Raw genomic sequence first — 25,417 nt, 5'->3', positions numbered from 1 at the left:
ATTCGTCTGTGCTCAGTGGCAAAAGAACCCGACTATCTTTAGCCGAAACCCGACCCACCTCACGCTGGGACTATACACCTAGCGTAATTAGTGCCGCAACTGGCCCAGCGCGGGGCTGATTGGTTACATGAAAAACTGCCCATGGCTACCTCCCGCCTCCGCGGGGGCTTGGCCATGGGCAGCTATGCTTGTGCCGGAAAATCCGGAATTAGTGGATGAGTAAGGAGTGGCTTTCGGAGGTCTGGGGCGTGGTGGCGCGGAGCACGTAAAGCCCGGTCCGCAGGCCAGCAACCGGTAGGGTGTAGGTGGTGGTGCCAGCCGCCAGCCGCCAGCGGTTCACCTGCCCGCCCATGGAGTTGAACAACTCTAGCGTGACAGGCTCGGCGGAAGCCACCAGCGCAAGCGTCACCGAGCCGGTGTTCGAGGGGTTTGGGTATAGCTGGTAAATGTACTGCGTCAGGGCTTCCGGCGACACGCGAATGGGGGCAGACAGGGGCGATGCACAGCCCGCCACCGTCAATACTACGGTGTAATCGGCGGCTTCCGTCACGGCGGCAATGGTGTACTCAGCCGCCGTGGCCCCGGCAATGGGTTCCCCGTTGCGGTACCACTGGTTGCCAACGGCGGCGCTGCTAGTCAGCAACAGAGCACCAGCCTTGCGGGACAGGGTGATGACGGGCCGGGCCGGTACGGGGTTGATGGTAAGGGTGATGGAACCGGACGTACGGTCACACCCCAGCTTGTTGGTCACTGTCACTTGGTAACGGCCACTCAGGGTGGGTTGGTAGGTGGCAGTGGTAGCACCCGCAATGGGTTGGCCATTGCGCAGGAACTGGTAGGTGTCGGTGGTGCCGTTGCTGCTGGCTTCGAGGCGTACCGGCACATTGGCGCAGGTGGTAGAATCTCCCACGAGGCGTAGCTGGGCCGTAGGCGCCGGCAGCACCGTTATCTGCAAGGGAGAGGAATACACCGTTTCGCCGTTGGGGTTGCGCACCACGGCCCGGTAAGCCCCCGACTCAGGGTGCGGCAACGTGAGGGTGGTGGCCGTACTAGCCAGCACCTGGTAGCCACTACCAGTATTCACTTGGTACTGAAGTACGTCGCCCACGGCATACCGGAGCCGGAGGGTGAGGGGCTTATCTTGGCACACGGTGTCCTGGGCGGCTCGTAGCAAGCCCGCGCCGTCGGAGTTCACCTGCACAAATACACTATCGGCCCCGTTGGCAAGAGCCATCATGTCCACGTCGCCGTCGTTGTCCACATCGCCCAGCTCAAAGGCGCCCAAACTGTAGGTAACTGGGTAGAAGCGCCGCGCAGTAAACACCCCCGAGTGGGAACCGGTGGCATCGCCGCCGTTGAGGTACACACTGAGGGCATTCGTGAGAAAGCCGTTGCTGATGGCCAGATCTAGGTCGCCGTCGTGGTCGAGGTCACTGAGGCGCAGCTTGGCAATGGTGCCCGGGGCTTCAACGGGCGTGCCGGCGCTGAAGAATCCTGAGTGAGAACCGGTTGCGTCACCGCCGTTTAGGAGCACCTGCACTTGCTTGTTGTCGTTGCCGTTGCCACCCACTACAATGTCCAAGTCTCCGTCGTTATCCACGTCGCCCATGGCCAGGGTGGCAACGCTCATGTCCAGCTGCAGTACCGGTTCGTTGCTAACGGTAAAACCGCGGGTCAGCCCCGTAGCATCACCACCGTTGCGCAACACCCCCACACCGGCGCCGGCGGCATAAATCAGGTCCAGGTCGCCATCGTTGTCTACATCCCCCGATAGGAGGTCGGCTACTCCCGAGCCGACGTACAACTGCTTGTAGGCGAAGCCTCCGCCCCCAAGCAAGGAAATGCCATTTTCGTTGGCGTAGGCCATGCTGGGGGTACCATCTTCTGCAAAGTCGATGATGACCAGCTTGCCCTTGCTGTGGTCGGGCTTGAAATCGTAGCCGTCGGAAAATACCCCCGTCGCCGAGCCGGAGTTGTCGCCGCCATTGAGGCGTATTTGCACGACTTCGTCGCCGTAGCCTTCGCAGGAAGTCACTGCGTCTAAGTCGCCGTCGCGGTCAATGTCCACTAGCTGAATTTGATAAGGAACCTTGCTTGTTTCAAAGGCTATACCCGCTTCGAACATACCCTGTCCGTTCTTATTGAGGTACACAAACACCTTCTCCTGGTCGCGGCTGGTTACCAGCATGTCCAGGTCGCCATCCTTATCAATGTCACCGGATGTCATATCGAGGGCATACACGCCCGCGGGCAGCCCCGTTTTGGGCTGGAAGTAGCTCCGGCCCGTACCACCCGTGGCAGCCGTGAGCTGATAGTGCACGGGGCAGCGCAACACCGAGTCGGTTGTGCTTCGCAGGCCTTTCCGAATACCCACCAATACCGACTCGCCGGGCCGCAGCGTAGCGCTGGGCACGTGCTGCAGCATGCCGCCCTCTACGGTCGTGCGGCCTTTGCCCAGCCAGCCGCGCTCCTGGCTATAGAGCACAACCGACGTGTCGCTCACTGAATTGGCCCGCAGGGGCGCGGAGAAACCAATCTTCAGCGTCGGCTTCGCCAGAACGTCGGTTGCAAACCGAGCGGGGGAGAGGGTAGTCACCCGCAATTGCGTGGCCGGTACCACCGTAAACGTTGTAAGGCTGCTCGCTTGGCCGGTAGTGGTACGCAGCGTGATGCGGCCCGTAGTGGCCCCGGCGGGTACCAATACAGTCAGGGTAGAGTCGGTCAGGTAATTAAACGCGGGGGCGGCTACGCCATTAAAAAACACCTGCTGCACTTTCTGCAGGTATTCGCCGCGCAACGTAACCAAGCTGCCAACGGGGCCTTTGCCAGGCGAGAAGCCGGCCAGGCTAGCCGGATCGGGGTCCGTGTAGGCGGCTTCGTTGAAGCGCACGGCAACTTTGCTCTGCCCCCCGCTGCTGATAACCGCGTCCACATCCCCATCGCCATCCAGGTCGCCCAGGCTCATTTCCACGGGCGGGCCGGGGAATGCGTAGTGCCGAGCATCGTCGTAACCCGAGAATACCCCACTGTGCTGGCCGGTATTCAACCGCACCACCAGCAACTGTTCAAAGTAGCTGATACCCACCAGATCCAGGCCCTGGTCGCCGTCCACATCGGCTAGCTCTGCATGTGAGATTCGCGGCATGGCAACCACCTGCGAGCTGGCGCTGAAACGGCCGTTGCCTTGGTTAAGCATCACTGCTACAAAGGACGAATTGGCATTGGTGATGATGGCATCCACGTCGCCGTCGTTGTCTACGTCGCCCGTTGCAATCCGCCCACTTTGCTCACTTTCGGCTTGCTCGTAAGTGCGGTCGGTAGAAAATGGGTGCGTTTGGGTAGGGTCGTTGGGAAGCACCGTGAGGGTCTTCGTGCCAGTAAACAGCAGCAGGTCCAAATCCCCGTCGTTGTCCGTGTCGGCCAGTGCCAGGCTTTCGGTGGTGGCGAAGTAGGCTAGTTCGGGGTAGGCATCCGAGGAAGCAAACCGCCCAGTATGCACGCCCTGGTTGAGGTAAAACTGCACCAAGCCTTCTCGGGAAATACTCGCTACGTCCAGGTCCCCGTCGGCGTCCAAATCACCGAGGGCGAACTGGATGGGGGTTTTGGAAAACTCCAGAAATCCAGCAGTAGGCGTTGAAAACTGCCCTTTGCCGTTGTTGAGCCGCACGTCGAGCCCTTCTTTCCCGGTTGTGAATAGGAAATTGGTGAGAGCCAATAAATCCAGGTCACCGTCGCCATCCACGTCGGCCAGCTCCAGCTGACGGGCTTCCCCACTCAAGCTCACTACCGCGTTGCTGGTGGGGGCTGCAAAACGGCCAGAATGATGGTCCTGATTTAGGCGAATGTCGGCCTGGGCTTGGCCAGTGCCTCCCACTACCAGGTCCAGGTCGCCGTCCGCATCTAGGTCACCCAGGGCGGAAGTGAGCGGATTGGTTGCGGAAACGGGCTCGGGAATGGCTTTGCGCGGCAGAAAATGGCCTGCGCCGGTGGGCTTGGTAGCGGTTTGAAACTCGAACACGTACCCCCGGGCCAACGCCTGCCCGCTGGTATTCTTAATGCCCGTAGTAAGGGTGCCCCGTACGGTTTCGCCGGGGTGCCAAGCCGAATCAGGGGTGAACAGCAAGCGGGTAGACTGCAATTGCTCCATGCCGCCTTTTCCGGCCTGGTGGCTGGGGCTTTGGCTGCCGTACAGCACCAGGCCCTGGCCGCTACCTGCCTGCAGCGCCTGGCTGAAAGTAGCAGTGAGCGGCCCGCGCACCGGGGCTGCCGGGGCATGCTGCGCGGGCGATACTGAGGAAAGAGTGGGCTGGGCAGCGGAGAGGTGGCCGAGCAGCAACGAACAGGCAGTAAACCAACCAGCGCGGAGCAATAGAGTCATACAGATAGGGCGGATTGCGTGATAAACCGGTAGTGACCACGAACGAGGCAAGTGGCCATAGGAAGAACAGGCAAAGATAGCACCCGGGAGCGGTGGCCGGAGGTGATGTGGCAGCTCTTTTTTAAGAAATACCTGACCTTCACCACCCTGCCCATTCTGGCTGGGGAAGAAGTCTTTTTTGGGGGGTAGGCTCCCGGCCATTTCGCACGGCGCTGCGTATGGCCCCTCATGCATACCCCCGTTTCGCCTTCTACCCCCAGCGGCTTTGTGCGCGTGCGCGGCGCCCGAGAGCACAACCTCAAGAACATCGACGTCGACATTCCCCGGGATGCCCTGGTGGTGTTTACGGGCGTGTCGGGCTCGGGCAAGTCTTCCCTGGCATTTGGCACGCTCTACGCCGAGGCCCAGCGCCGCTACCTGGAGTCGGTATCGCCGTACGCGCGGCGGCTGTTTCACCAGATGGCCGTACCCGAAGTGGATTCCATTGAAGGCCTGCCGCCGGCCGTGGCCTTGCAGCAGCAGCGCGGCACGCCCACTACCCGCTCGTCGGTGGGCTCGGTTACTACGCTCGCCAACTTGCTGCGGATGCTCTACTCCCGGGCCGGCGACTATCCTGCAGGCCAAAGTATCGTGTACGCCGAAGGCTTTTCGCCCAACACACCTGAGGGTGCCTGCCCGCAGTGCCACGGCCTGGGCCGCACCTACGAGGTGACGGAGCAAACCATGGTGCCCGACCCCACGCTCACCATCCGGGAGCGGGCCATTGCCGCCTGGCCTCAAGCCTGGGGCGGGCAAAACCAGCGCGACATCCTCGTGACCCTGGGCTTCGACGTGGATACGCCCTGGCAGGATCTGCCGCAAAAGGACCGGGACTGGATTCTGTTTACCGACGAGCAGCCGGTGGTGCCGGTGTACCCGGGCTACTCGCCCCAGGAGACCCAGCGGGCCCTCCGGCGCAAGGAGCCGCCCAACTACATGGGTACCTTTACCGGGGTGAAGCGCCACGTGCTCCACACCTTTGCCACCACGCAAAGTCCGCTGATGAAAAAGCGGGCGCTGCAGTACATGCTCAGTACCGAGTGCCCGCTTTGCCACGGCAAGCGGCTGCGGCCCGAGTCCCTGACCGTCACCTTCGCCGGCCTCGATATTGCCGATATGTCGCGTCTGCCGCTCAAGCGGGTAGCTGAGCTGCTGCGCCCGTTTGCCGACGGCACCGCGGCCGGCCGTAAAAAGCAGGACGCCGCCCACCCCGAGCAAACCATCGTGGCCCAGCGCATTGCCGAAGACCTGGTGGCCCGCCTCGGCGTGCTGCTCGATCTAGGTCTGGGCTACCTGGCCCTGGAGCGCAGCACGCCGACGTTGTCGCCGGGAGAGCTGCAGCGCCTGCGGCTGGCCACCCAGCTTTATTCCAATTTGTTTGGTGTGGTGTATGTGCTTGACGAACCCAGCGCCGGCCTGCACCCATCCGACACCGAAGCCTTACTCAAAGCCCTGGCCAGCCTGAAAAAAGCCGGCAACTCCCTGTTCGTAGTAGAGCACAACCTCGATGTAATCCGCCAGGCCGACTGGCTGGTGGACGTGGGTCCGGCCGCCGGGGAGCAGGGGGGGGAAGTCCTGTACAGCGGCCCGCCGGCGGGCTTGGCTGCAGTGGATGCGTCCCAGACTCGGCGCTATCTGTTTACTGCTGAGGGAAAGCTGACGCCTCGCCAGCCGCGGGAGCCAAAGGGCTGGCTGCGCCTGCAGGGCGTGAGGCGCAACAACCTCACGGGCCTCGACGTGGAGTTTCCGCTGGGCGTGTTTACCACCGTCACGGGCGTGTCGGGCTCCGGCAAGTCGAGCCTTGTGAGCCAGGTGCTGGTGGAGTGGGTGGCGGCTGAATTAGGAATTAGTAATGAAGAATTAAGAATTGACGCGGAAGAAGCTGAAGATGCAATTCTTAATTCTTCATTATCAATTACTAATTCTCCGACCGAAGGAAGGATTGTGGCCGGCATGGAGCAGATCAAGCGGCTGGTGCGCGTGGATCAGAAGCCCATCGGCCGCACGCCCCGCTCCAACATGGCTACCTATACCGGCCTGTTCGACCACGTGCGCAAGCTGTTTGCCGCCACCCCGGCCGCCAAGAAGCGCCGCTACGACGCCGGGCGCTTCTCCTTCAACGTGGCCAAGGGTCGGTGCGAGAACTGCCAGGGCGAAGGGTTTGTGATGGTGGAGCTGCTGTTTCTGCCCAGCGTGTACGCGCCCTGCCCGGTATGCCACGGGGCCCGCTACAACGCCAAAACACTCGAAATCACCTACCGAGACAAGAATATTGCTGAGGTGCTGGGCCTGACCGTGGATGCCGCTGCCGACTTCTTCGACGAGGAGCCCACCGTGCTGCGGGCCCTCAAGGTGCTGCGCGAAGTGGGCCTGGGCTACCTGCGGCTTGGGCAGCCGGCTACCGAACTGAGCGGGGGCGAGGCCCAGCGCATCAAGCTGGCGACCGAGCTGCAGCGGGCCCAACGCGGCAATTCCCTTTACGTGCTCGACGAGCCCACCACCGGCCTGCATCCCTCCGACGTGGAAAAGCTGCTCGTCCAGCTCAACGGCCTGGTGGAAGCCGGCAACACAGTCATCGTGGTAGAGCACGACATGCGCGTGGTAGCCGGCTCCGACTGGGTGCTGGACATCGGACCCGGAGCCGGGGATGAAGGCGGAAAAGTTGTTGCTGCCGGTCCGCCCGAGGCCGTAGCAAAGGTAAAGGAGAGCAAAACGGCGCCGTACCTGGCGCGGTTCCGGGGCCGGTAAATGCGGCGAGGTATCACGTTTTGCAAAACTCTTTAACTCTGCGTCTGGCTTTTTCCTGTTGAGCTGCTGAGCAATGAAAAGCTCTGACTGAAACTCGCAGAGAGCTGTCCGGAAAGTCTGATTTGAGCGTGGATATGATGCATTAAGTCAGCTCCTTAAAGTTGTTGACGGGAAGATTCAGGAGTCTGGTAGGAAGAAAAGCTGGGTGGGTGCCTCGTGGTAGGACTGTTTCCTTGCGGCTCTACTCACCTGCTGCCCGTTCCTATGCTGCGCCAACTTCCGCTTGCCCTCGTGTATTCCCGGCTGGTACTTGGCTTGGTAATCTTGCTAGGCTGCCTGCTGCTGCCGGCCGAGCCGCTCACCCGGCCGTTGGTGGCTACGCTCGTGGTCATTGGCCTGCTTACCGACGTGTTCGACGGCATTCTGGCCCGGCGCCTGGGCGTGGCTACCCACCGGCTCCGCCGCCTCGATTCCAGCGTTGATACGGTGTTCTGGCTGTGCATTGTGGCCGGCACCCTCCGGCTGTGGCCACGCTTCTTTCCGGATAATGCGTTGTGGATTTGCCTGGTGCTGGGGCTCGAAGCCCTGACGTACGTGGTCAGCTACCTGCGCTTCCGCCGCGAAATTGCCCTGCACACCCTGGCCGCCAAAGGCTGGGCTCTGGTGCTGATGGCTACTATGCTGCAGCTGATTCTCACCGGGCAGACGGGGCTGCTATTCTCGGCGTGCGTGGTACTTGGGGTGCTGAGTCGGCTGGAAATCCTGGCTATTGTCGGCATCCTGCGCGTGTGGGCGGCCGATGTGCCTTCGCTCTACCACGCCCGCCAGCTGCGGCGGGGCCAGCCAATCCAGCGCCACCCGCTGTTCAATGGCTAGGCAGGTAAGCTGAGCCGTTGTATCCGTGAGCAACGCCAGCCGTACATCGGAGCTCTGCTTCGTATCAACCCTGCTGCTATGCTGCCTCCCTTCGTCGAAGAGTTCCTGCGCGACCCATCCACCGTTGGGTCCCTGATTCCCAGCTCCCGCGACCTGACCGAGAAAGTAGTCGAGCCCATTGACTTCGACCGCGCCGCCTGCATTGTGGAGTATGGGCCCGGCACGGGCGTTTTCACCGATGAGCTGATCAAGCGGCGCCGGGCCGAAACCGTGCTGGTGTTGATGGAGGTGAACCCGCGCTTCTGCGAGCAGCTTCGGGAGCGGTACGCGGGCCAGCCGAACGTCCACGTCATCGAAGACTCAGCCGATAAAACCGGCCATCACCTGCAGCAGTTGGGCATCGAAAAGGCCGATTACGTAGTGTGTGGGCTGCCCTTCACGTCTCTCTCGCCCCGACTGGGATGGCGCGTGCTGGAGCACACCCGCCACCTCCTGACTTCCGACGGGCAGCTGATTCTGTTTCAGTACACCCTGCAGAATACCCGGCTGTTCGAGAAGTTCTTCCGCTCGCTGAAGCAGGACCATGTGCTGCTGAACCTGCCGCCAGCCTACGTGCTGGTGTACGCGCCCAACCCGGAGCCGGCCCCAGCGCACGAGGCTTCGGCAGAGTAGCCTAGCTCAGCCCGCGTCCGTGACTACGCGGTACTCCTGGTCTTCCTGGATGTTGACTTCGATGAGGCCCCCGGCATTCTGCAGCAGCTGGCGGCAGTCGGGGCTGAGGTGGCGCAGATGCAGGGTCTTGCCCAGGCGCTGGTGCCGCTCCGTCAGCTTGTTCAGTGCCCCGATACCCGACATATTCGCTACCTGGCTTTCCCGGAAGTCGAAGCTGAAATAAGAAGGCGTGAAACGCTGAGGAAAAAGCAAAAGAAAGCTCCACGCATCCGACGGAAAGCGGCGGCACCGGACAGAGGGGGCCGCGACAGGATGTAGTGAGCCGGTGCTGGAGCGGTGGAGAAGGTAGGACTGGCTGCTCTAAAGGCGCTCATAGCTACGTTTCCTACGGCTGATTATAGCGTTTGGCCGGCTACCGCCAAAAGCAGCAATTGTTCAGATTAAAACGCTTTATTCTTATTTTAATTAAATTCTAATGCACTTATAATTCAATTTTAATTCCAGCAGTTACAATGGTCTTTACCTTTGTGACGGTCGAATTGGTAGCTGCACCGGCCTGCCAGCTTCTTTTGGCTGCTATGTGCGGTCCTGCTAATTCCGCCCGGTCCGGCTGCTCTGGCCACCGCCTTCCCGCCCTGCTTCTGCCTTCCCACCCGGTCTACTGCTTTTTCGCTGCTGATAAAGTGGCGCTGAAACGTTCATGCCGTTTTCCTCTCACCTATGCTGACAATCTTCCTGCCTTTCCTGTTGCTTGCTCTGCCGGCCAACCTGCTGCTGACTTCTTCGCTGGGCCTGGGCCTGGTGGGGGTGCTGGCAGGCCTGGGCTGGCAACTGCGCAAAAAGTGGCGGCCTGCCCGCCGCCCGGCTTCGGCTACCCGACTGCAGCCGGGCCTGCAACAGCTTCGCCTGGGCCAGCACGTGTCGTTTCTGCACAAAGCCACCATGCTGACCACCCTCAATAAGGTGCCCGCCAATACCACCGTGGAAATAGACGGCACCCTGTCCGCCTTTATCGACCCCGATGTGCTGAGCGTTATTGAGCTGTTCCGGGAACGGGCCCGGCCGCGCAACATCCGACTGCTGCTGCTGCGCCGGGCCGCCGACTACGCCCGCCACCTGGCCGACCAGCCCCGGCTGAGTTTTCGGGAACAGGAATTTACGGCCTTTTACCCGCTTTTTGCCCAGCGCAACTGGGTGGCCAACAAGCTGCAGCAGCTCGCCGATTATCCTCCTGCCGTACCGGCGGTGCCGCCCCGGTTTCTGTTCGTAGGCTTTTCTGAGGCACCGGTTGCCGGCGTGGCCGGGCCAGGCGTGGAGCCCCGGCAGGTGTTTGGCCCGCGCTCCGCCGCCAACGTGGTGGTTAGCACCGAGCTAAGCCTGCCGGCTGTGCTCCGGTACGCGGTGGAGGAGCTGCAGGTAGAGCATATAGTGCTGTGCGGGCACTATGAAGGACAGCCTGCCGCCGCCCCCGCCGCTTCGGTGGAAGCCGCGGGGCGCAGCTGGCTGACAGCCGTGCGCGAAAGCCCGGCTCCAACTGTAACCGGCGAACCGGAAACCGACCAGGAGCGCCACGCCCGCCTGGTACGCCTGCACATCATCGGGCAGCTGTATGCGCTGCGGCAATCCTGGGCCGGGCGGGGCGACGTGCCCCAGCTGCACGGCTGGGTGTACGACCGCACCGGCGGCGTGCTACACGACCTGGGTGTAGACCTGCGCCGGGACTTCTCGGAATACGAGATGCAGCTGCGCTACCAGCTCACGCCCGAGGGCCTGCGTCCGTTGCCCGGCGAGCTGCAGCAGGAGCCGTTCCTGTATGCGGTGCAGACGGATACCCGCTCGGGCCCCGTGCTGGCCATACCGCCCCTGGATAGCCACGGGCCCCTGGGTGTACCGTAACGGCTACCTCGTTGAGGGCCGGCGTTTCTGGCCGCACCTCCTTGCGTTCTTCCCTTAATTTCCTGTTGGCTTTAGCCGCGTGGCTTACCTTCTGTTGCCCTATGTTACTCGACACCAAGCTGCCCGTCTCCTACATTTTCACCCGTATCAAACCCGATGTTATCCGGGTGCTGCTGATTTCAGTTGTGTTTCAGCTGCTGAAGCTGTTTTTTGTGGATTACCTGCCGCGCATTCCGCTGCAGCTGCCTACCATCCTGGGGAGCTGCATTTCTCTACTGCTGGCCTTCACGCTCAATCAGTCGTACGACCGGTGGTGGGAGGCGCGCAAAGTCTGGGGCGCCATTGTAAATGATTCCCGCTCCCTGGTGCTGCAAATCAAGGGCTTCGTGGCCGAGGCCGTGCTGCATCCGCCGGATGGGGAGTCGCCGCTGAAGGCTATTGCCTACCGGCAGATAGCCTGGTGCTACAGCCTGGGGGAGGCCCTGCGTGGGCAGGATACCACCGCCACGCTGGAAAAATACCTGCCCCGGCCCGAGCAGAAGTACGTGCAGCCCCACCGCAACAAGCCCCTGGCCTTGCTGGCTTTGCACACCGAGCACATCCGCAGCCTCTACCGGCAGCAGGCCCTCAACGACTTTCAGCAGGTGCAGCTGGATAGTACCCTGGTGCGCCTCTGCGACTCCATGGGCAAGGCCGAGCGCATCAACAGCACGGTGTTTCCGGTGAGCTACCGGTTGCTGGTGCACTTCTTCATCTACCTGTTTCTGATGACGCTTTCCCTGGGACTGGTGGAAACCATGGGGCTCTGGGAAATTCCGGTGCTGCTGGTTACGGCGTCCACGTTTTTCCTGCTGGAGCGCACCGCCCGCTACCTGCAGGACCCCTTCACCAATAAGCCCACCGACACGCCCGTGACGGCCATTGCCCGCACCATCGAAATCAACCTCAAGCAGCTGGTGGCCGACCCCGAAGTGCCCGCCCCGGTGCAGGCCGGGGAGTATTACCTGATGTAGGCTGACGCTGCCCGCTACTGCGTGAAGGAGAGCAACTCCAGGCGCTGCTGCAGCTGGCCGGTTTCGCGGGCGTAGTAGTTGGCGTGTACCAAGCCCAGGCCGGGGGCCACGTATTCTTCGCGCTTCTGAATGAGGGGCGTGGCCTGGCCGGGGTAGAGGTACTGCAGCTCAATATCGTAGCGAATGGCTTGGTAGCGGTGCCAGGAGGTGGCCACGGGCGCCGGCTGCGCGCTCCGCCAGGTGAGCACCCACAGGGAATAGCTGGGGTACTGGTAGTTGTAGCCGATGGAGCCCCCGAAACCCGCATTGGCGTAGACGATGATGCCCTCGGGGTCGGCGGGGTTGTAGCGCACGTAGCCGTTGTGGTTGTTCTGCACCAGCTCTTTGGTGCTGAGGATGTACCAGATGTGCCGGTCGATAATGGTGTCGCGCACCACGGAGCGGGTGTACGTAGTGCTGTCGATGGCGGTGCCATTGGCATCGAAGGCGTAGCGGCGGTACACCCAGGTGCTGCCCACGCGCAGGGGCACTACCTGCTCGGCCATGGGTGCGGCCGCATTAAGGTCGGATTTCTGGCAGGAGGCAAGCCCCGCGGCAAGCAGCGGAAGGCATCCAAGAAGGCGGAGAAGTGTGGGCATAGCAGGCAGCCGGCTTCAACGGGCCGGGCAAAGGCAGGAGCCGCGGCGGCCGGCGGAGGTTGCAACCTTCGGCGCCACCCCGGCAGAAAACAGGCCCGGCGCGGCCGGCGCTTCGCACCTTAAAGCCGCCGGCATGCGTAAGGAAAAGCACAACCAACCGCACCGCAACCCAATCTTATGAAAGAGAAAAACACGCTGAGCCGGCGCCAGGTCATCAGCGGGCTGGGCGCCAGCCTGGCCGTGGCCGCCGTAGCGCCCGTGCTGGATGCCGAAGCCGCCAGCAGCCCCGTAGCCGCCGAGCCGCTCCAGGACCCTACCACCAAGTACCCCAAGCCGCCGTTTAAAAGCCAACAGCAGCCCTGGCCGGGGCTGGCGGGCAAGATGGAGCCCCAGCCCGACCACGGCGAGAAAACCTACAAAGGCTCGGGCCGCCTGAAGGGCCGCAAAGCCCTGATTACGGGCGGCGACTCGGGCATGGGCCGCGCGGCCGCCATTGCCTACGCCCGGGAGGGCGCCGACGTGGCCATCAACTACCTGCCGGCCGAGGAAGCCGACGCCAAAGAGGTTATAGCCCTCATCAAGCAGGCCGGGCAGAAGGCTGTGGCCATTCCCGGCGACCTGCGCGACGAGGCTTTCTGCAAAAGGCTGGTGGAAGAGGCCGTGAAGCAGCTGGGCGGACTAGATATTGTGGTGAACAACGCCGCCCGGCAGCAGCAGCGTCAGTCGATTCTGGACCTGAGCACCGAGGACTTCGACGCCACGATGAAAACCAACATCTACGCCCCTTTCTGGATTATCAAGGCCGCGCTGCCCCACCTCAAGCCGGGCTCGGCCATCATCGGCACCACCTCCGAGCAGGCCATGGACCCCTCGGCCAACCTCTACGACTACGCCCAGACCAAGGCGGCTACCTCCAACTACATCCGCTCCCTGGCCAAGCAGCTGGGGCCGAAGGGCATTCGGGTGAACGGGGTGGCGCCCGGCCCCATCTGGACGCCCCTGCAGGTAAGCGGAGGCTCCACGCAGGAAAACCTGGTGAAGTTCGGCGGCGACAAGCCCCTGGGCCGACCGGGGCAGCCGGCGGAGCTGGCCTCCATTTACGTGCAGCTCGCCGACCCTGGCGCCAGCTACGCTACCGGGCAGGTGTATGGCGCTATGGGCGGGGGCGGCCTGCCGTAGGGGCCTTCCCCCAGCCCCTCTCCTCACCGGAACAGGGAGCCTGATAATTGATATTGATAGGCGAAAGGCCCCGGCGCGGTTGCGGCGGGGCCTTTTTTGGGTGGGGGCAAGTTTAGCGGAGCTTAACTCGCGCTGTACATTCCCCATTTAATAAGCCAGTGCTAGGCAGAGGTTAAGCGGCTTGTTTCAATTCGAGTGGGGTCATAAAATTCAAGGCCTGGTGGGGCCGTTGCGTGTTATACTCGTGCCGCCATTGGTCCACCAACTGGCGCACGTGGGCCAGCGAGCGAAACAAGTAGGCGTCGAGCAGCTCGCGGCGGAACGAGCCGTTGATGCGTTCGATGTAGGCGTTTTGGGTCGGCTGAACCAGACCTATTAATGATTAGCCATGCTTTTATCCGCTCCAGATATGCTTCTTTGATTAAGCGGTGCATAGCTATTTCCTCCTTGGGGACAACCTTGTTAACTGCTTGAAAATCTTTTGCTCTATAATCATCGGCTTCATAGTCGAAATAGAAGTTCCAGAATGATTTTACATCTGTGTCTTTATGTTGCTTTAGAGCCTGCAGGAAGAGGGTAGGATGCTGTAGAAAATACTTCTGCATACTCCTTTGGAACTCTCCCACGCCGTCGGAATCCCAGGTGCCGTGCAGGCTGATAGCAAGTACTTTCGCAATCTTTTGCTGTAAGGGAATGTGCCGGAGCGCAAAAAAACGCGCTATGTACTCCATGCTGGTTGCATACAAGGGAGCCGGACCTGTTTTGTCATCATACCCAAACAGCTTATTGAAGCTGGCGAAACTATTGGGAAAGCAGCTGAAAAATGCCTTTTCGTACCGATAATTATTGGCTTGCGAATCGAGGTGTAATTTGCGGTAGGACTCCTGAACGGACGTTTCACATTTCTGCGCGAGTACCTCGCCGCTTAGAACCAGCGGCAGCACGAGCGAAATACCAGTTTTGATAATCGAGTTGATCATGCAGAAATAAGGACATAGTTAAAAAGACCAGAAGAGTAAACGGACGGTCTAACCAAGTAAAAGCCAGGACTAGGGCCATGTGCGCAAATTCTCCCAGAGAAGGTAGCAACCCAGAGCAACGAAGGAAATAGCCGTTACAACAGGCCGCTCCCACCAGGGGGCAAATAATGTCTCTTCCAGCTCACATACTGCGGAATCTTCTGGGCTGAAGCGCAGCTGAAGTTCGTCGCCGGGGTCGTAGCCATATTGATCGGTTACATTCTTTTTATGTAGCACAGCTTCTTGCTGCAGTCCTGCTGCATCGGTGTACTGGACTTGTAAACGGGTAGTTGGACCGCCCTTTGAATTTTGGTTTATGATTTCGGAGGAAAGGATCGTAGCGGTGGCGTTCAGCCCATGCCGACGTAAATAACGGTGTTGCCATTCATCGCGCAAGAAGCTGAATCCAAACCCGATAATGCCAATGGACGCAGTGGCCATCAATGGGTGGTTAGTAGGCATAAGCTGGTGTATAAGCGCCTAGTAAATAAACCAAATATACGCCGCTGCATTACAGCTTTTCTCTGCTCCGCCTACTCCCTGCGTAGCTTTGTGGCATGGCCAACGACCCAACCCCGACCACCCCGCCCGAGCCCGCGGCCCTGAAACTTCTGCGGCTGAAGCTGCGGCTGCAGGCGGCCGTCTCCACGGAATGGGCGTTTGGGGCGGCCTGGCGGATCTTTACCACGCCGCGGCGGCTGCCCGAGAAGCACTGGGAAGCGGCGGCCCTGGCCGGGGCGCGGCGCTTCTCGGTGCCGAGCGGGGGCTACACCATTGCGGCCTACGAGTGGAACCCCGCCGGCCGGCGCACGGTGCTGCTGGTGCACGGCTGGGAGCACCGGGCCAGCTTCTGGGGTGCTATGGCGGCCGGGCTGGTCGCGGCGGGCTACCGCGTAGTGGCCCTCGATGGGCCGGCCCACGGGGCCTCCAGCGGCCGGCGCACCACGCTGCCTTCCTTTGCCCGCGCCGTGCAGGCCGTGGCCGATTCTGTAGGCGAGGTGTACGCGGTGGTGGCGCACTCCTTCGGGGCGGCGGCCTCGGTGGGCGTGCCGGTGCAGTTCAATCAGGCCGCCGATGGGCAGCTGCCGCGCCTGGTGCTGCTGGCCGCGCCGGGCAGCACCACGGCAGTGGCCCAGCGCTTTGCCGCTTTGCTGCAGCTGCCCCCAGCCGTAGTAGCGCGCATGGGCCGCCACATTCGGGAGCAGCACGGCCGCGACGCCGAAAGCTTCAGCCTCACTCAGGTGGGCCGCCGCTTCCCGGCCGGCCGCGCCCTGCATTTCCACGACCGTGCCGATGAGAGCATTCCCTTCGCCGAGGCCGAGGAAATTGCCGCCAATTGGCCGGCTCTGACCTTTCGCCCCACCACCAGCCTGGGCCACAACCGCATCATGCGGGATGAGGGAGTGATAGGGGAGGTGGTGGCGTTTTTGGGGTGAAGGCAGGAACCTGTAGAACGGTCATTCTGAGCGCAGCCGAGGAATGACCGTTCAATGAAGCGGTAGAGATGCTTGGACAAGCTCCAGCATGACGTTTTGGGTTGTTCAGTCATTTCTCCTTACACCGTATCGTGGCCCACGGCGGCCAGCTCGCGGAGGACTTCGCGCAGGCCGGTGGGCTCCTGGATCAGGCGGTGGACGTGGTGGAGGTACTCGGCCTCGGCGCGAAGGTGGCGCTTGAGCTGGCGGATTTCCTGCTCGCGCTTTTTGCCGGTGGTGCCGCTGAAGCCGTTGTCGCCGAATTTCAGCTCGTTCAACTGGGTTTTCAGGTCCAGCTGCTGCTGGTGCAGGGCCTGGGTGTAGCGTAGCAGCAGGGTATCGTCGGTGACCGCCGCGGGTGCCGACTCGGACAGGAGCTGGAGCAGGGTGTAGAGGTCGTTGGTTTCGTAGGCCTCCGTGATGCGCTGCATGAGCTGGTTGCGCTGCTCCCGAATGGCATCGTCCTGGGTCAGGTCGGGGTGGTGGGTGCGGGCCAGCTGGCGGTAGAGGGTCTTGGTGTTCGACAAGAGCAACTGCTTCTGGGCGCGGGCTTGCTGAGCGGCGGCTTCCTCGGCTTTCTGCTGCTTGGTTTTGCGCCGGGCGCGGGCGTGGGCGGCCGCCTGCTCGTGCGGGGGCAGGGTGGGGTCGACGGGTTCGGGCTCGGGCGGGGCGGGGGCTGCGTCGGCCGGGTCGTTGTCGGCCGCTTCGTCCTCGTCGGTGCGGCGGCGGGGGGCGTACTTGCGCAGGATGGCAGCGGCATCTTCCCCGAACCGGTTTTGCAGGGCGCGGGCGTTGCCCACCAGCAGGGCCGTAATTTGCTGTTCCTCCAGGCGGCTGAAGTAGCCCAGCAGCAGGGCGTCTTCCAGCGGGGCAAACAGCGCCTGACGGGCGCGCACCACTTCCTGGGCGGCGGGGCCTACCTGCTGCCAGTAGCGGCGGCGCGCCTCGGCCTGCTCCTGTTGCAGCTCCCGCAGCCGCTGCCGCAGACCCTCCACCTGCGCCACCGCTTCCCGAAACGCCCGCTGGGCCGGGGTGCCGGGCGCTGCGGCGGGGGCGGGCGTGGGCAACTGGCTGGCGGCGGGCAGGTCAGTAAGCGGGTTGTACAGGTTCATGCCCGCAAAGGTAAGGAGCGGCCGCCGCGGGCTCTACTGGGCCGAGAACCGGAAGGCAGCGGGCGTGAGGCCGGTTTTGCTTTTGAACAGGCGGGTGAAGTACTGGGGGTACTCGAAGCCCAGCTGGAAGGCGGTTTCGTTTATGGTAAGGGCGGTGCCCAGCAGCAGGGTTTTGGCTTTCTCAATAAGCGCTTGGTGAATGTGCTGCTGGGTGTTCTGGCCCGTGAGGGTGCGCAGCATGTCGCTTAGGTAAGCCGGCGACACGTGCAGGGCATCGGCAAAGTATTGCACGCTGGGCAGGGGCTGCTCGGCGTCCTGGCGGAAGTAGGTGGTTAGCAGTTCCTCGAAGCGGGAAAGCAAATCGTGCTCGGCGGGCCGGCGCGTGAGAAACTGCCGGTGATAAAAGCGGTTGGCGTAGCTCAGCAGCACCTCCAGCTGCGAGACCAGCACGTCTTGGCTAAAATCGTCAATGGGCTGCTCGTACTCGCGGCGGATGTTGTCCATGAGGCTTTCCAGCGCCTGCTCCTCGCGCTCGGAGAGGTGCAAGGCCTCGTGCACTTGATAGGAGAAAAACCCGTAGCCGGCCATCTTCTTGCCCAGCGGGTAGCGGTGCAGCAGGTCAGGATGAAACACCAGCATCCATCCGCTTATCTCCGAAATATCCAGGCCATCATTACCCTCGCAGAGCTGGCCCGGTGCGTAAAACGCCAGCACACCCGCATCGAAGTCGTAGGCGCGGTGCCCATACCGGATGTTGCCCTTCAGGTTCTTCTTAAGCGCAATGATGTAGAGCTGCCGTAGCGCCGAACCAGTAGGCGGCGTGAGGTGGCGCGTTTTCTCCAGATCAACCACCGTAAGCAGCGGGTGCGCCGGTGCCGGAAACCCAAAGTGCTGGGTGAAATCCGAAACAGTAGCCAGCAGGCGGAAGTCTTTGGCAGGTGGTTTCATGAGAAAGAGAATTAGTTGAATGTCATTCCGAGTAGGTGGCGCATCAAGCCAGGGGCCGAGTCATCTCGCGTGCTGATGTTGCCAACGTAACCGGCATGCTTCATCTGGCGTCCGCGGAGTCGAAGTATCTCTACCGCTTCGTTAGAGCGTCATTCCGAGCGAAGTCGAGGAATCCCGCGTGCTGACGTCAGAATAGCATTGCAACATCAGCACGCGGGATTCCTCGACTTCGCTCGGAATGACGGACGATTATAGGTACAACAAAATCAGAAGCCCGCTGGATACGCGGCGCCAGCGGCGCTACCAACTGGCATAATGGCGTCGAGGTCGGCTAGCTCCTGCGGGCTAAGCACGATGCTGGCGGCGGCTACGTTTTGCTCCAGGTATTTGCGGCGCTTGGTGCCGGGAATTACCACCACGTCCTGGGCCAGCACCCAAGCTAAGGCCAGCTGGGCGGGCGTCACGCCCTTGTTGGCGGCTAAAGCCTTAAGCTTTTCTACCAGCTCCAAGTTCTTATAGAAGTTCTCTCCCTGGTAGCGCGGGAAAAAGCGACGGGAGTCGGTAGGCTCGAAGTCGTCGGGCGTCTTGATGTCGCCGGACAGAAAGCCCCGCCCCAGCGGCGAGTACGCCACGAAGCCGATGCCCATTTCGCGGGCTGCATCCAAGATATCTTCATCCTCCACGCGCCGGTCAAACAGGGAGTACTCCGATTCCAGAGCCGAAATAGGATGCACCGCGTGAGCCCGGCGCAGGATGTCGGCGGGCACTTCCGAGAGGCCGAGGTAACGTACCTTGCCTTCTTCCACCAGCCGGCCCATGGCGCCCACCGTGTCTTCGATGGGTGTGTTGGGGTCGAGGCGGTGCAGGTAGTACAGGTCCACGTAGTCGGTGCCCAGGTTGCGCAGGGAGCGTTCAATGCTTTTGCGCACGTATTCGGGGCGGCCGTTGTAGCCCCCGGTCCAGTTCTCGTTGTCGTCTACCTCGAAGCCGAACTTAGTAGCTACAGTGTACTGCTGCCGGCGGCCGACCAGGGCTTTGGCAATAAGCCGCTCGTTCAGCATGGGGCCATAGAGGTCGGCCGTGTCAAGCATAGTCACGCCCAGTTCCAGGGCGCGGTGCAGGGTGGCCAGGCTTTCGGCTTCGTCAGCGGCGCCGTACACGCTCATGCCGTTGATGCCGCCGGTCATGCCCATGCAGCCCAGGCCTTCCACGGATACGGTGAGGCCCTGGCGTCCCAGGGGTACTTGTTTGATGGTGCTCATAGTGCTTGGTTTGGGTAAGAGGTGTAAGGCAAAAGCGGCGGGCCTTTGTCCTGCACAAAGGTCCCGCACCCTGCCCCGGGCCAGGCTATACAAACCGCAGCATCTGCAATACAAAACGAGGCTCCAGTTGCCGGTTTTTGAGGCGAGGCGGAAGAGCTTTATCACCTGTCACCCATACACCTCATACGCCACCCGGAACGTGTTGCAGTGCGCGTCCACGATGTCGCGCAGCAGCTTGGAGTAGCCGCCGCCCATGCTTACGGCCACGGGTAGCTCATGCTGGCGGCATAACCCCAGCACGTATTCGTCGCGCTGGCGACAGCCGGCCTGGGTGAGGGCCAGCTTGCCCAGCTTATCGGTTGCCAGCACATCTACGCCGGCCTGGTAAAAGATGAAATCGGGCTGCACATCGGCCAGCAGGCGCGGCAGTGTGGCTTGCAGAATGCGCAGGTAGGTGGCGTCTTCGGTGCCCAGCGCCAGGGCCACGTCCAGGTCCGACTGCTCTTTGCGCAGGGGGTAGTTGGCGCCCGCGTGCATGGAAAAGGTGAACACACGCGGCTCTTGCTGGAATATACTGGCCGTGCCGTCGCCCTGGTGCACGTCCAGGTCCACTACGAGTATTTGCCGGGCCAGCTGATGGTGGAGCAGGTGAGCGGCGGCCACGGCAATATCGTTGAGCACGCAGAACCCTTCGCCCCGGTCCCGGAATGCGTGGTGGGTGCCACCCGCCAGACTTAGGCCTATGCCATCCTGCAGGGCCCGTCGAGCCGACTCTACCGTGCCGGCCACGCTGCTCAGGGAGCGTCGCACCAACTCGGGGCTTTGGGGCAGGCCCAGCCGACGCACCTCGGCGGGGGAGAGGCGCAGCTCCTTCACCTTGTACCAGTACTCGGCCGAGTGCACGCGCAGAATGTCTTCCTCGGCAGCCAGGCCCGGGTCGTAAATGTCGGCGGGCTGCGCAACGCCCTGCCACAGCAGCTGCTCCCAAATCAGGGCGTACTTGGCAATGGGAAAGCGGTGGCCGTCGGGCAGCGTGATAGAGTAGTTTTCGGAGGATGCAAGGCAGGGCATGGAAGCTGCTTCTACGGGGCGGAGCAGAGCTGGTTAGCCTTGGAACGGTTTCCCAAATAATGTAGAGACGAATACCTGCGTCTTCTCGACGAACGAAACCCGGCGCAAATGATGCGAAGCAAATGCGCGTTTGTTCAGGCTGTATGCACTATTTTTATTGCGGTTGAAAAAGGCTTACGTATCAATTGATCCAGGATAATTAAGTAGGTGGTAAGAATGATTATTAGCAGTGTTTGAGTCTTACGGGAGGAGTTGAAAAAATAATTCAAAAAATTTAATAAAAAATTTGGTTAGAGCAAAATAACCTTTCTACCTTTGACCCGTTCAAAGACCCAAACGTCACCGACTTCTACCACTTCCCTCGTCATGCGCCGGCACTTCAATCAATATTTAGGTACCCCATCAATGCTGGATAGCAAGATCCAGCCGGGGTTCGGCGCGCTAGCAGCAAGGTGAAGTTCTACCAATAGAGCATCCTCCCGCGAAACGCCCGAATCCCGCCAGATTCGGGCGTTTTGTTTTTCAACTATCTGTTACCTATTCTCCTGCCTCCCCATGCTTACGCCCAACCAGTTCCGCTCCCTTGTCGCTTGCGAACGAGTGTTCAGTTCCCGGTGCCACGTGGGCTGCATTCGGGATAAGCGGCTACTTGCACGACGCCGAAAACGCGGCGACGAAACGAGAAGTAGGTTGAAATCGGCTAGCTAAAGTCGAATTAAATTACGGATTTTATTTTCTGTTTTATTGCCTCTTTCGGGGTGATCAGGAAAAATATTGCCCGAATTTTTAAATAAAATAATTTCCAAAATAGCAGTATTCGTGCGCGAATAGCTGACTGATTTTTCACGTCCTTTTTTCGATTTGTCATGTACGAAGGTTTCAGGATTCTGCTTCATCCCAGCGCGCCCCCGGCGCCAACATCTTCTGATTTTTCAATCGGTAAACGACCCCGCGAGGGCAACCCCGACCGATGGCTAACCGTCACAAACCATTATCCCACGAAGCCTGGCAAGCCGAGCAAGCAGTAATTGTGCTGGCGGCAGCCCGGCGCCTCTACTGGCGCAAATGGCCGCTCCGCCAGCAGGTAGAATACTTATTTAACCAGGGCGGGCCTTTGACGGCCGTACAGGCCCAACTCGGCACCGACTGCGTGTTGCTTCCGTTCTACGAAGCCTGCATCCTCAATCAGCCGGAGGAAGTAAGCCAGCGGCAGCGAAAAGTGCTACTGGCCCTGGCCAACCAACGCAGCGAGCTGCTGTGGCGCCCGGAGCTTTGTCAGGCGCTGGCTGCCATCGGCAAGCACTATCCTCAGCGCCGGCGCGAGCTGGCCGACTGGAAACCCCGCAGCCGAAACCCGTTCCGGCAGCTGGAAAGCCTGGTTCGCCACCTGTTCGACCAGTATGGCGACGTGCCAGCCTGGGTGCTGAACTCCTGGATGGCGGGCCGGCTGTACGAGGGTATCGACATTCCGCGGCTTACGCTCCACCTTGGGCAAGGCTTGGCATTGCGCAAGTTTCAGGGACTCCCGCTGACGCTGACCCGCAAGCTGGAGCACCACCTGCGGCAAGCCCCGGCAAACTGCACGTTTCTGGAAGCCCTACGCTACGCCCAGCTTGCCGACCGCAACGCGCTAAGCTGGCTCGGGCCGGTGCTGGACTCGCGGCTGGGCCGGGAAATCGGGCGCGACGACAGCTTCTGGCTAACCGTAGTCGACTTTTTCCGGGCTGCTCCCGCAGTTGATATGTGGCGTTTCGGCCCGGTCTGCGACTGGATCCACCAGAAGCGGAGCATAGGCCTGCCACTGGAACCGCCACAACCCGGCTTCACGCTCAAGGGCCGCTCCATGGCGAGTGTGCTGCACCAAACGGAGCAGTGGCACCGTCAGGTAGCCCGCCTCCCGCCGATACCCGAAGAGGGCCTCGACATCACGGCGGCTACTACCTGGGAACCCCTGGCGGTAGCTGATTTCAACGGAGGCGGGCCGGGCAAAGTGCAGATTACTCAACTGCGCACCTACCGCGACCTGCTCCGGGAGGGCTGGGCTCAACGGCACTGCGTTTCCACCTACGTGCAAGCCTGCGTGCGGGGCCGCTGCGGCATCTTCTCGCTCACCGTTGGGGGTGTGCGGGCCCTTACCCTCGAGGTGCTGGCCAACCGCACCATGGTGCAAGCCCGGGGCGTGTTCAACCGGCGCATGAATGATGAGGAGTTGAGCTGGGTGCAGCGCTGGGCCAATGAAAACCGCCTGCTGGTTCCAAAGCACCTGTACTAGAGGTCAGCTGCTGGTCTTGCCATAAGCCGCCAGCAAATACTTACATAATCGAACAACGAACAACCAAAACCCACTTCCCTCATGCGTTTCAACTTTAGCTTCCGCAAAGCTCAGCCGGCCGCCGTGGTGAACCACGAGGGAGCCGTGGCTTACCAGCTCACGCCAGCCCTGGAGCTGTATGCCGCCGTTGCCACGGCTGCCCTCAGCGACCAGTACTACGAAAAAGCCGATACCCGCCTGCAGCGCCTGCGCGAGCTGGTAGCCCGCAACGACCCGCGCTTTGTGGCTCAGCTGGCCGTGTATGCTCGTGAAAAACTCTACCTGCGCACCGTGCCCCTGGTACTGGCCGTGGAGCTGGCCCAGATCCACCGCGGCGACAACCTGGTGAGCCGCCTGGTAGCCCGCGTAGTGCAGCGCGCCGACGAAATCACGGAATTGCTGGCTTTCTACGCCCTGGCCAACCAGCGCCAGGGCACCAAGCAGCTCAACCGCCTGTCGAAGCAGCTGCAGAAAGGCCTTGCGCTGGCGTTCAACCGCTTCGACGGCTACCAGTTGGCCAAGTACGACCGCGCCGGCCAAGTGCGCCTCCGCGACGCCCTGTTTCTGGTGCACCCCGCCGCCAAAAGCCCCGAGCAGCAACACCTGTTCGACCAGCTGGTGCGCGGCGAGCTGCCCACGCCCTACACCTGGGAAACCGAGCTTTCGGCCCTGGGGCAGGCGAGCTATGCCACGGCGGCGGAACGGCAAGCGGCCTTCCGCCAGAAGTGGGAAGAGCTGATTGGCAGCGGCAAGCTGGGCTACATGGCCTTGCTGCGCAACCTGCGCAACATCCTCGAAGCCGAAGTTTCGGCCGGGGCTATGGCGCAGGTAGTGGCTACCCTCACCGATGCCATGGCGGTGGCGCGCAGCAAGCAGCTGCCGTTCCGCTACCTGGCCGCCTACCGCGAGTTGCTGACCGTGAAGTCGGGGCACGTGGGGGCCTTGCTGGCGGCGCTGGAAACGGCCATCGGCCACTCCATTGCCAACCTGCGCGGCTTCGGCCCCGAAACGCGGGTGGTAGTAGCCTGCGACGTGTCGAGCTCCATGCAGCAGCCGGTATCGGCGCGCAGCAAGGTGCTGCTCTATGATGTGGGCCTGGTGCTGGGCATGCTGCTGCAAAGCCGCTGCGCCCACGTGGTAACCGGCATGTTCGGCAACACCTGGAAGCGAGTGGCCTTGCCCCAGGGCCAGGTGCTGCGCAACGTGCAGGAGCTCTACCGCCGCGAAGGCGAGGTAGGCTACAGCACCAACGGCCACTTGGTGGTGCAGGACCTGATCCGCCACAATGAGCGGGTAGATAAGGTGATGATTTTCACCGACTGCCAGCTCTGGGACAGCACCGGCAACGATGCCTCCCTGGCTACGGTGTGGCGGCAGTACCGCCGCACGGTGGCGCCCCAGGCCCGCCTGTACCTCTTCGACCTGGCCGGCCACGGCACAGCGCCGGTGCAGGTACACGAAGCCGACGGGGTAGCCCTCATTGCTGGCTGGTCCGATAAAGTGTTCGACGTGCTCCAAGCCCTGGAAAACGGAGGCACTGCCCTCACCGAAATCCAGCGAATTGAGCTGTAGTTCTTTAATCAACCGAATTGCTTGTGTGCTTATCGTTAGCCCCGATGGTTATGAACTGCTAACACTACGCGGCCGGGCGGCGGTCAATCCGGGCCGCCGCCCACAAAAACGACTTAGGTAAATGCTGATCGTCATGCTAAGCATGACGCAACAGAGAACAAAGCTCAACATCCAACTTTAAGCTTTACGCGCATGAAACCTTGATAAACAACTTTGTGCAACTCAAACAGCTGCACTTTCGCCGCGGCCAAGCAGGCGGCCGGGTGCCGTCGGAGGGCATTTCTTCGTCTGGTTGAGGGCACTGGACAACCGTCCACGCTCGGGGTTCGACTCCCCAAGAGGCCTTCCAACCCGTTGCCCCGGTTCTTGCTTACGCCTGCCGCCGATACCTTCGCCGGGTGTCGTGGCCTTCACGTACTTCGTGTTATAAGTTCGACTCTTATCGTGGCCGCTTTTTTCGCTGAACGGCCGCGTAGCTCAATGGTAGAGCAGAAGTGGGACCTTTTTTACCCCGGCGAATTTTTCTTCATCATTCAAACAGGTGCCGTAGGAACGCATTCCTTCGCTTAGGACTGGTGCCGCAAGGCGTGCAGGTGCAAACCCTGCCTCGCTGCCTTTGGGTAGCGGGTGGCGGAAGGTAGACGCGCCGGTAAATAAGGGCGCTCCGCCTGTTGCCCTGTCAGAATGATTCTTACACACTCGTTGGGTGCCGTAGCTCAGCCTTACTTCGCACTTCTACTGCCCGGGTCGCGGGTTCGAATCCCGCCCACCGCTTCGGCGGCGGTAGCTCAGTCTGGTAGAGCAGGATATGGTGGCTGGGCGCCCTGTTGCCCTAACGATTTTTTACCTGTTTGCCGGGTGCCGTAGGCGGGCGTTACTTCGCAAGTTGTTTCGTAAGATTCGCGGGTTCGAATCCCGTCATTGTCTTTCCCAAGGCAATGTGGCTGAGTGGTTGAAAGCGCAATTCCCTATGTGCGCCCGCCGCTTTTTGCCCTGGTAAGCAGCTTTTTTCCTGATTGGTGCCGTCGTGCAGCCCTACTTCGATTGGGTCGATGGGGTCGGAGGTTCGAGTCCTTCCTGCTTCTTCGGAAGCAGTAGCTCAGTTGGTTAGAGCACATACAGGCTGCGGAGTTGTTGCCCAATCAGGGGTGGGGCGGGCGAGGTGGCGTCGGGCAGCATTCCTTCGACTGAAAATTGAAACCTGAAGC

Annotated in this window: 18 protein-coding genes; 9 read left to right on the top strand and 9 right to left on the bottom strand. The window is 61.4% G+C overall.

Annotated features, from left to right (window positions below; translation table 11 throughout):
• Nucleotides 1-208 precede the first annotated feature (208 nt).
• Nucleotides 209-4,378, bottom strand: a complete 4,170-nt coding sequence (locus I5L79_RS09745) for an FG-GAP-like repeat-containing protein (RefSeq protein ID WP_196954839.1) — start codon at nucleotides 4,376-4,378, stop codon at nucleotides 209-211.
• A 228-nt stretch (nucleotides 4,379-4,606) separates the two neighbouring features.
• On the opposite strand from I5L79_RS09745, the gene uvrA reads away from it, so the two are divergent.
• From uvrA to I5L79_RS09730, 3 genes are all read left to right on the top strand, one after another.
• Nucleotides 4,607-7,165 carry an excinuclease ABC subunit UvrA gene (uvrA, locus tag I5L79_RS09740; protein WP_196954838.1) on the top strand — a complete coding sequence of 853 codons (2,559 nt, stop codon included), beginning with the start codon at nucleotides 4,607-4,609 and terminating at the stop codon, nucleotides 7,163-7,165.
• A 264-nt stretch (nucleotides 7,166-7,429) separates the two neighbouring features.
• Nucleotides 7,430-8,041 (top strand): CDP-alcohol phosphatidyltransferase family protein, encoded by a 612-nt coding sequence (locus I5L79_RS09735; protein WP_196954837.1) that lies wholly within the window; start codon nucleotides 7,430-7,432, stop codon nucleotides 8,039-8,041.
• Between the two features lie 78 nt (nucleotides 8,042-8,119).
• On the top strand, nucleotides 8,120-8,713 hold the full coding sequence (locus I5L79_RS09730) for a class I SAM-dependent methyltransferase (RefSeq protein ID WP_196954836.1): 594 nt from the start codon (nucleotides 8,120-8,122) through the stop codon (nucleotides 8,711-8,713).
• 6 nt (nucleotides 8,714-8,719) lie between these two features.
• On the opposite strand, the gene I5L79_RS09725 is transcribed toward I5L79_RS09730, so the two are convergent.
• Entirely contained in the window at nucleotides 8,720-8,965 is a 246-nt protein-coding gene (locus I5L79_RS09725) for a hypothetical protein (RefSeq protein WP_196954835.1), read from the bottom strand.
• A gap of 468 nt (nucleotides 8,966-9,433) precedes the next feature.
• On the opposite strand from I5L79_RS09725, the gene I5L79_RS09720 reads away from it, so the two are divergent.
• Entirely contained in the window at nucleotides 9,434-10,609 is a 1,176-nt protein-coding gene (locus I5L79_RS09720) for a carbonic anhydrase (RefSeq protein WP_196954834.1), read from the top strand.
• Nucleotides 10,610-10,710: 101 nt separating this feature from the next.
• Nucleotides 10,711-11,622: a bestrophin family protein gene (locus I5L79_RS09715; RefSeq protein ID WP_196954833.1), complete on the top strand. Its 912-nt coding sequence runs from the start codon at nucleotides 10,711-10,713 to the stop codon at nucleotides 11,620-11,622.
• A 14-nt stretch (nucleotides 11,623-11,636) separates the two neighbouring features.
• Here I5L79_RS09715 and I5L79_RS09710 read toward each other — a convergent pair whose 3' ends face one another.
• Nucleotides 11,637-12,260: a hypothetical protein gene (locus I5L79_RS09710; RefSeq protein WP_196954832.1), complete on the bottom strand. Its 624-nt coding sequence runs from the start codon at nucleotides 12,258-12,260 to the stop codon at nucleotides 11,637-11,639.
• 177 nt (nucleotides 12,261-12,437) lie between these two features.
• Between I5L79_RS09710 and I5L79_RS09705 the strand changes: the two genes are divergently transcribed.
• Nucleotides 12,438-13,439, top strand: coding sequence for an SDR family oxidoreductase (locus I5L79_RS09705; RefSeq protein ID WP_196954831.1), 1,002 nt, complete (start codon nucleotides 12,438-12,440; stop codon nucleotides 13,437-13,439).
• A 172-nt stretch (nucleotides 13,440-13,611) separates the two neighbouring features.
• On the opposite strand, the gene I5L79_RS23755 is transcribed toward I5L79_RS09705, so the two are convergent.
• A complete protein-coding gene (locus I5L79_RS23755) occupies nucleotides 13,612-13,749 on the bottom strand; it encodes an integrase core domain-containing protein (RefSeq protein WP_394368794.1) in 138 nt (45 codons plus the stop codon).
• A gap of 739 nt (nucleotides 13,750-14,488) precedes the next feature.
• Nucleotides 14,489-14,920: a DUF3592 domain-containing protein gene (locus tag I5L79_RS09695; protein ID WP_196954830.1), complete on the bottom strand. Its 432-nt coding sequence runs from the start codon at nucleotides 14,918-14,920 to the stop codon at nucleotides 14,489-14,491.
• Between the two features lie 95 nt (nucleotides 14,921-15,015).
• On the opposite strand from I5L79_RS09695, the gene I5L79_RS09690 reads away from it, so the two are divergent.
• A complete protein-coding gene (locus I5L79_RS09690) occupies nucleotides 15,016-15,894 on the top strand; it encodes an alpha/beta hydrolase (protein ID WP_196954829.1) in 879 nt (292 codons plus the stop codon).
• Nucleotides 15,895-16,013: 119 nt separating this feature from the next.
• Here the strand turns inward: I5L79_RS09690 and I5L79_RS09685 are convergent, their stop codons facing one another.
• The 4 genes from I5L79_RS09685 to I5L79_RS09670 form a co-directional block, all read right to left on the bottom strand.
• On the bottom strand, nucleotides 16,014-17,045 hold the full coding sequence (locus tag I5L79_RS09685; RefSeq protein WP_196954828.1) for a J domain-containing protein: 1,032 nt from the start codon (nucleotides 17,043-17,045) through the stop codon (nucleotides 16,014-16,016).
• 33 nt (nucleotides 17,046-17,078) lie between these two features.
• Nucleotides 17,079-17,993, bottom strand: coding sequence for a helix-turn-helix domain-containing protein (locus I5L79_RS09680; RefSeq protein ID WP_196954827.1), 915 nt, complete (start codon nucleotides 17,991-17,993; stop codon nucleotides 17,079-17,081).
• Between the two features lie 266 nt (nucleotides 17,994-18,259).
• On the bottom strand, nucleotides 18,260-19,255 hold the full coding sequence (locus I5L79_RS09675; protein ID WP_196954826.1) for an aldo/keto reductase: 996 nt from the start codon (nucleotides 19,253-19,255) through the stop codon (nucleotides 18,260-18,262).
• Nucleotides 19,256-19,423: 168 nt separating this feature from the next.
• Complete coding sequence (locus tag I5L79_RS09670; RefSeq protein ID WP_196954825.1) at nucleotides 19,424-20,326, bottom strand: histone deacetylase family protein; 903 nt, start codon at nucleotides 20,324-20,326, stop codon at nucleotides 19,424-19,426.
• A 970-nt stretch (nucleotides 20,327-21,296) separates the two neighbouring features.
• Here I5L79_RS09670 and I5L79_RS09665 point away from each other — a divergent pair.
• Together I5L79_RS09665 and I5L79_RS09660 are read left to right on the top strand one after the other, a co-directional pair.
• Entirely contained in the window at nucleotides 21,297-22,598 is a 1,302-nt protein-coding gene (locus tag I5L79_RS09665) for a PcfJ domain-containing protein (protein ID WP_196954824.1), read from the top strand.
• An 81-nt stretch (nucleotides 22,599-22,679) separates the two neighbouring features.
• The gene (locus I5L79_RS09660; protein WP_196954823.1) at nucleotides 22,680-24,209 is read left to right on the top strand and encodes a TROVE domain-containing protein; all 1,530 of its coding nucleotides are present in this window, start codon (nucleotides 22,680-22,682) and stop codon (nucleotides 24,207-24,209) included.
• Nucleotides 24,210-25,417: the final 1,208 nt, after the last annotated feature.

The sequence above is a fragment of the Hymenobacter guriensis genome (assembly GCF_015773195.1).
Taxonomy (GTDB): Bacteria; Bacteroidota; Bacteroidia; order Cytophagales; family Hymenobacteraceae; genus Hymenobacter; species Hymenobacter guriensis.
Note: the sequence above shows the minus strand (reverse complement) of the source record. Positions and strands in the feature narration are given on the sequence as shown.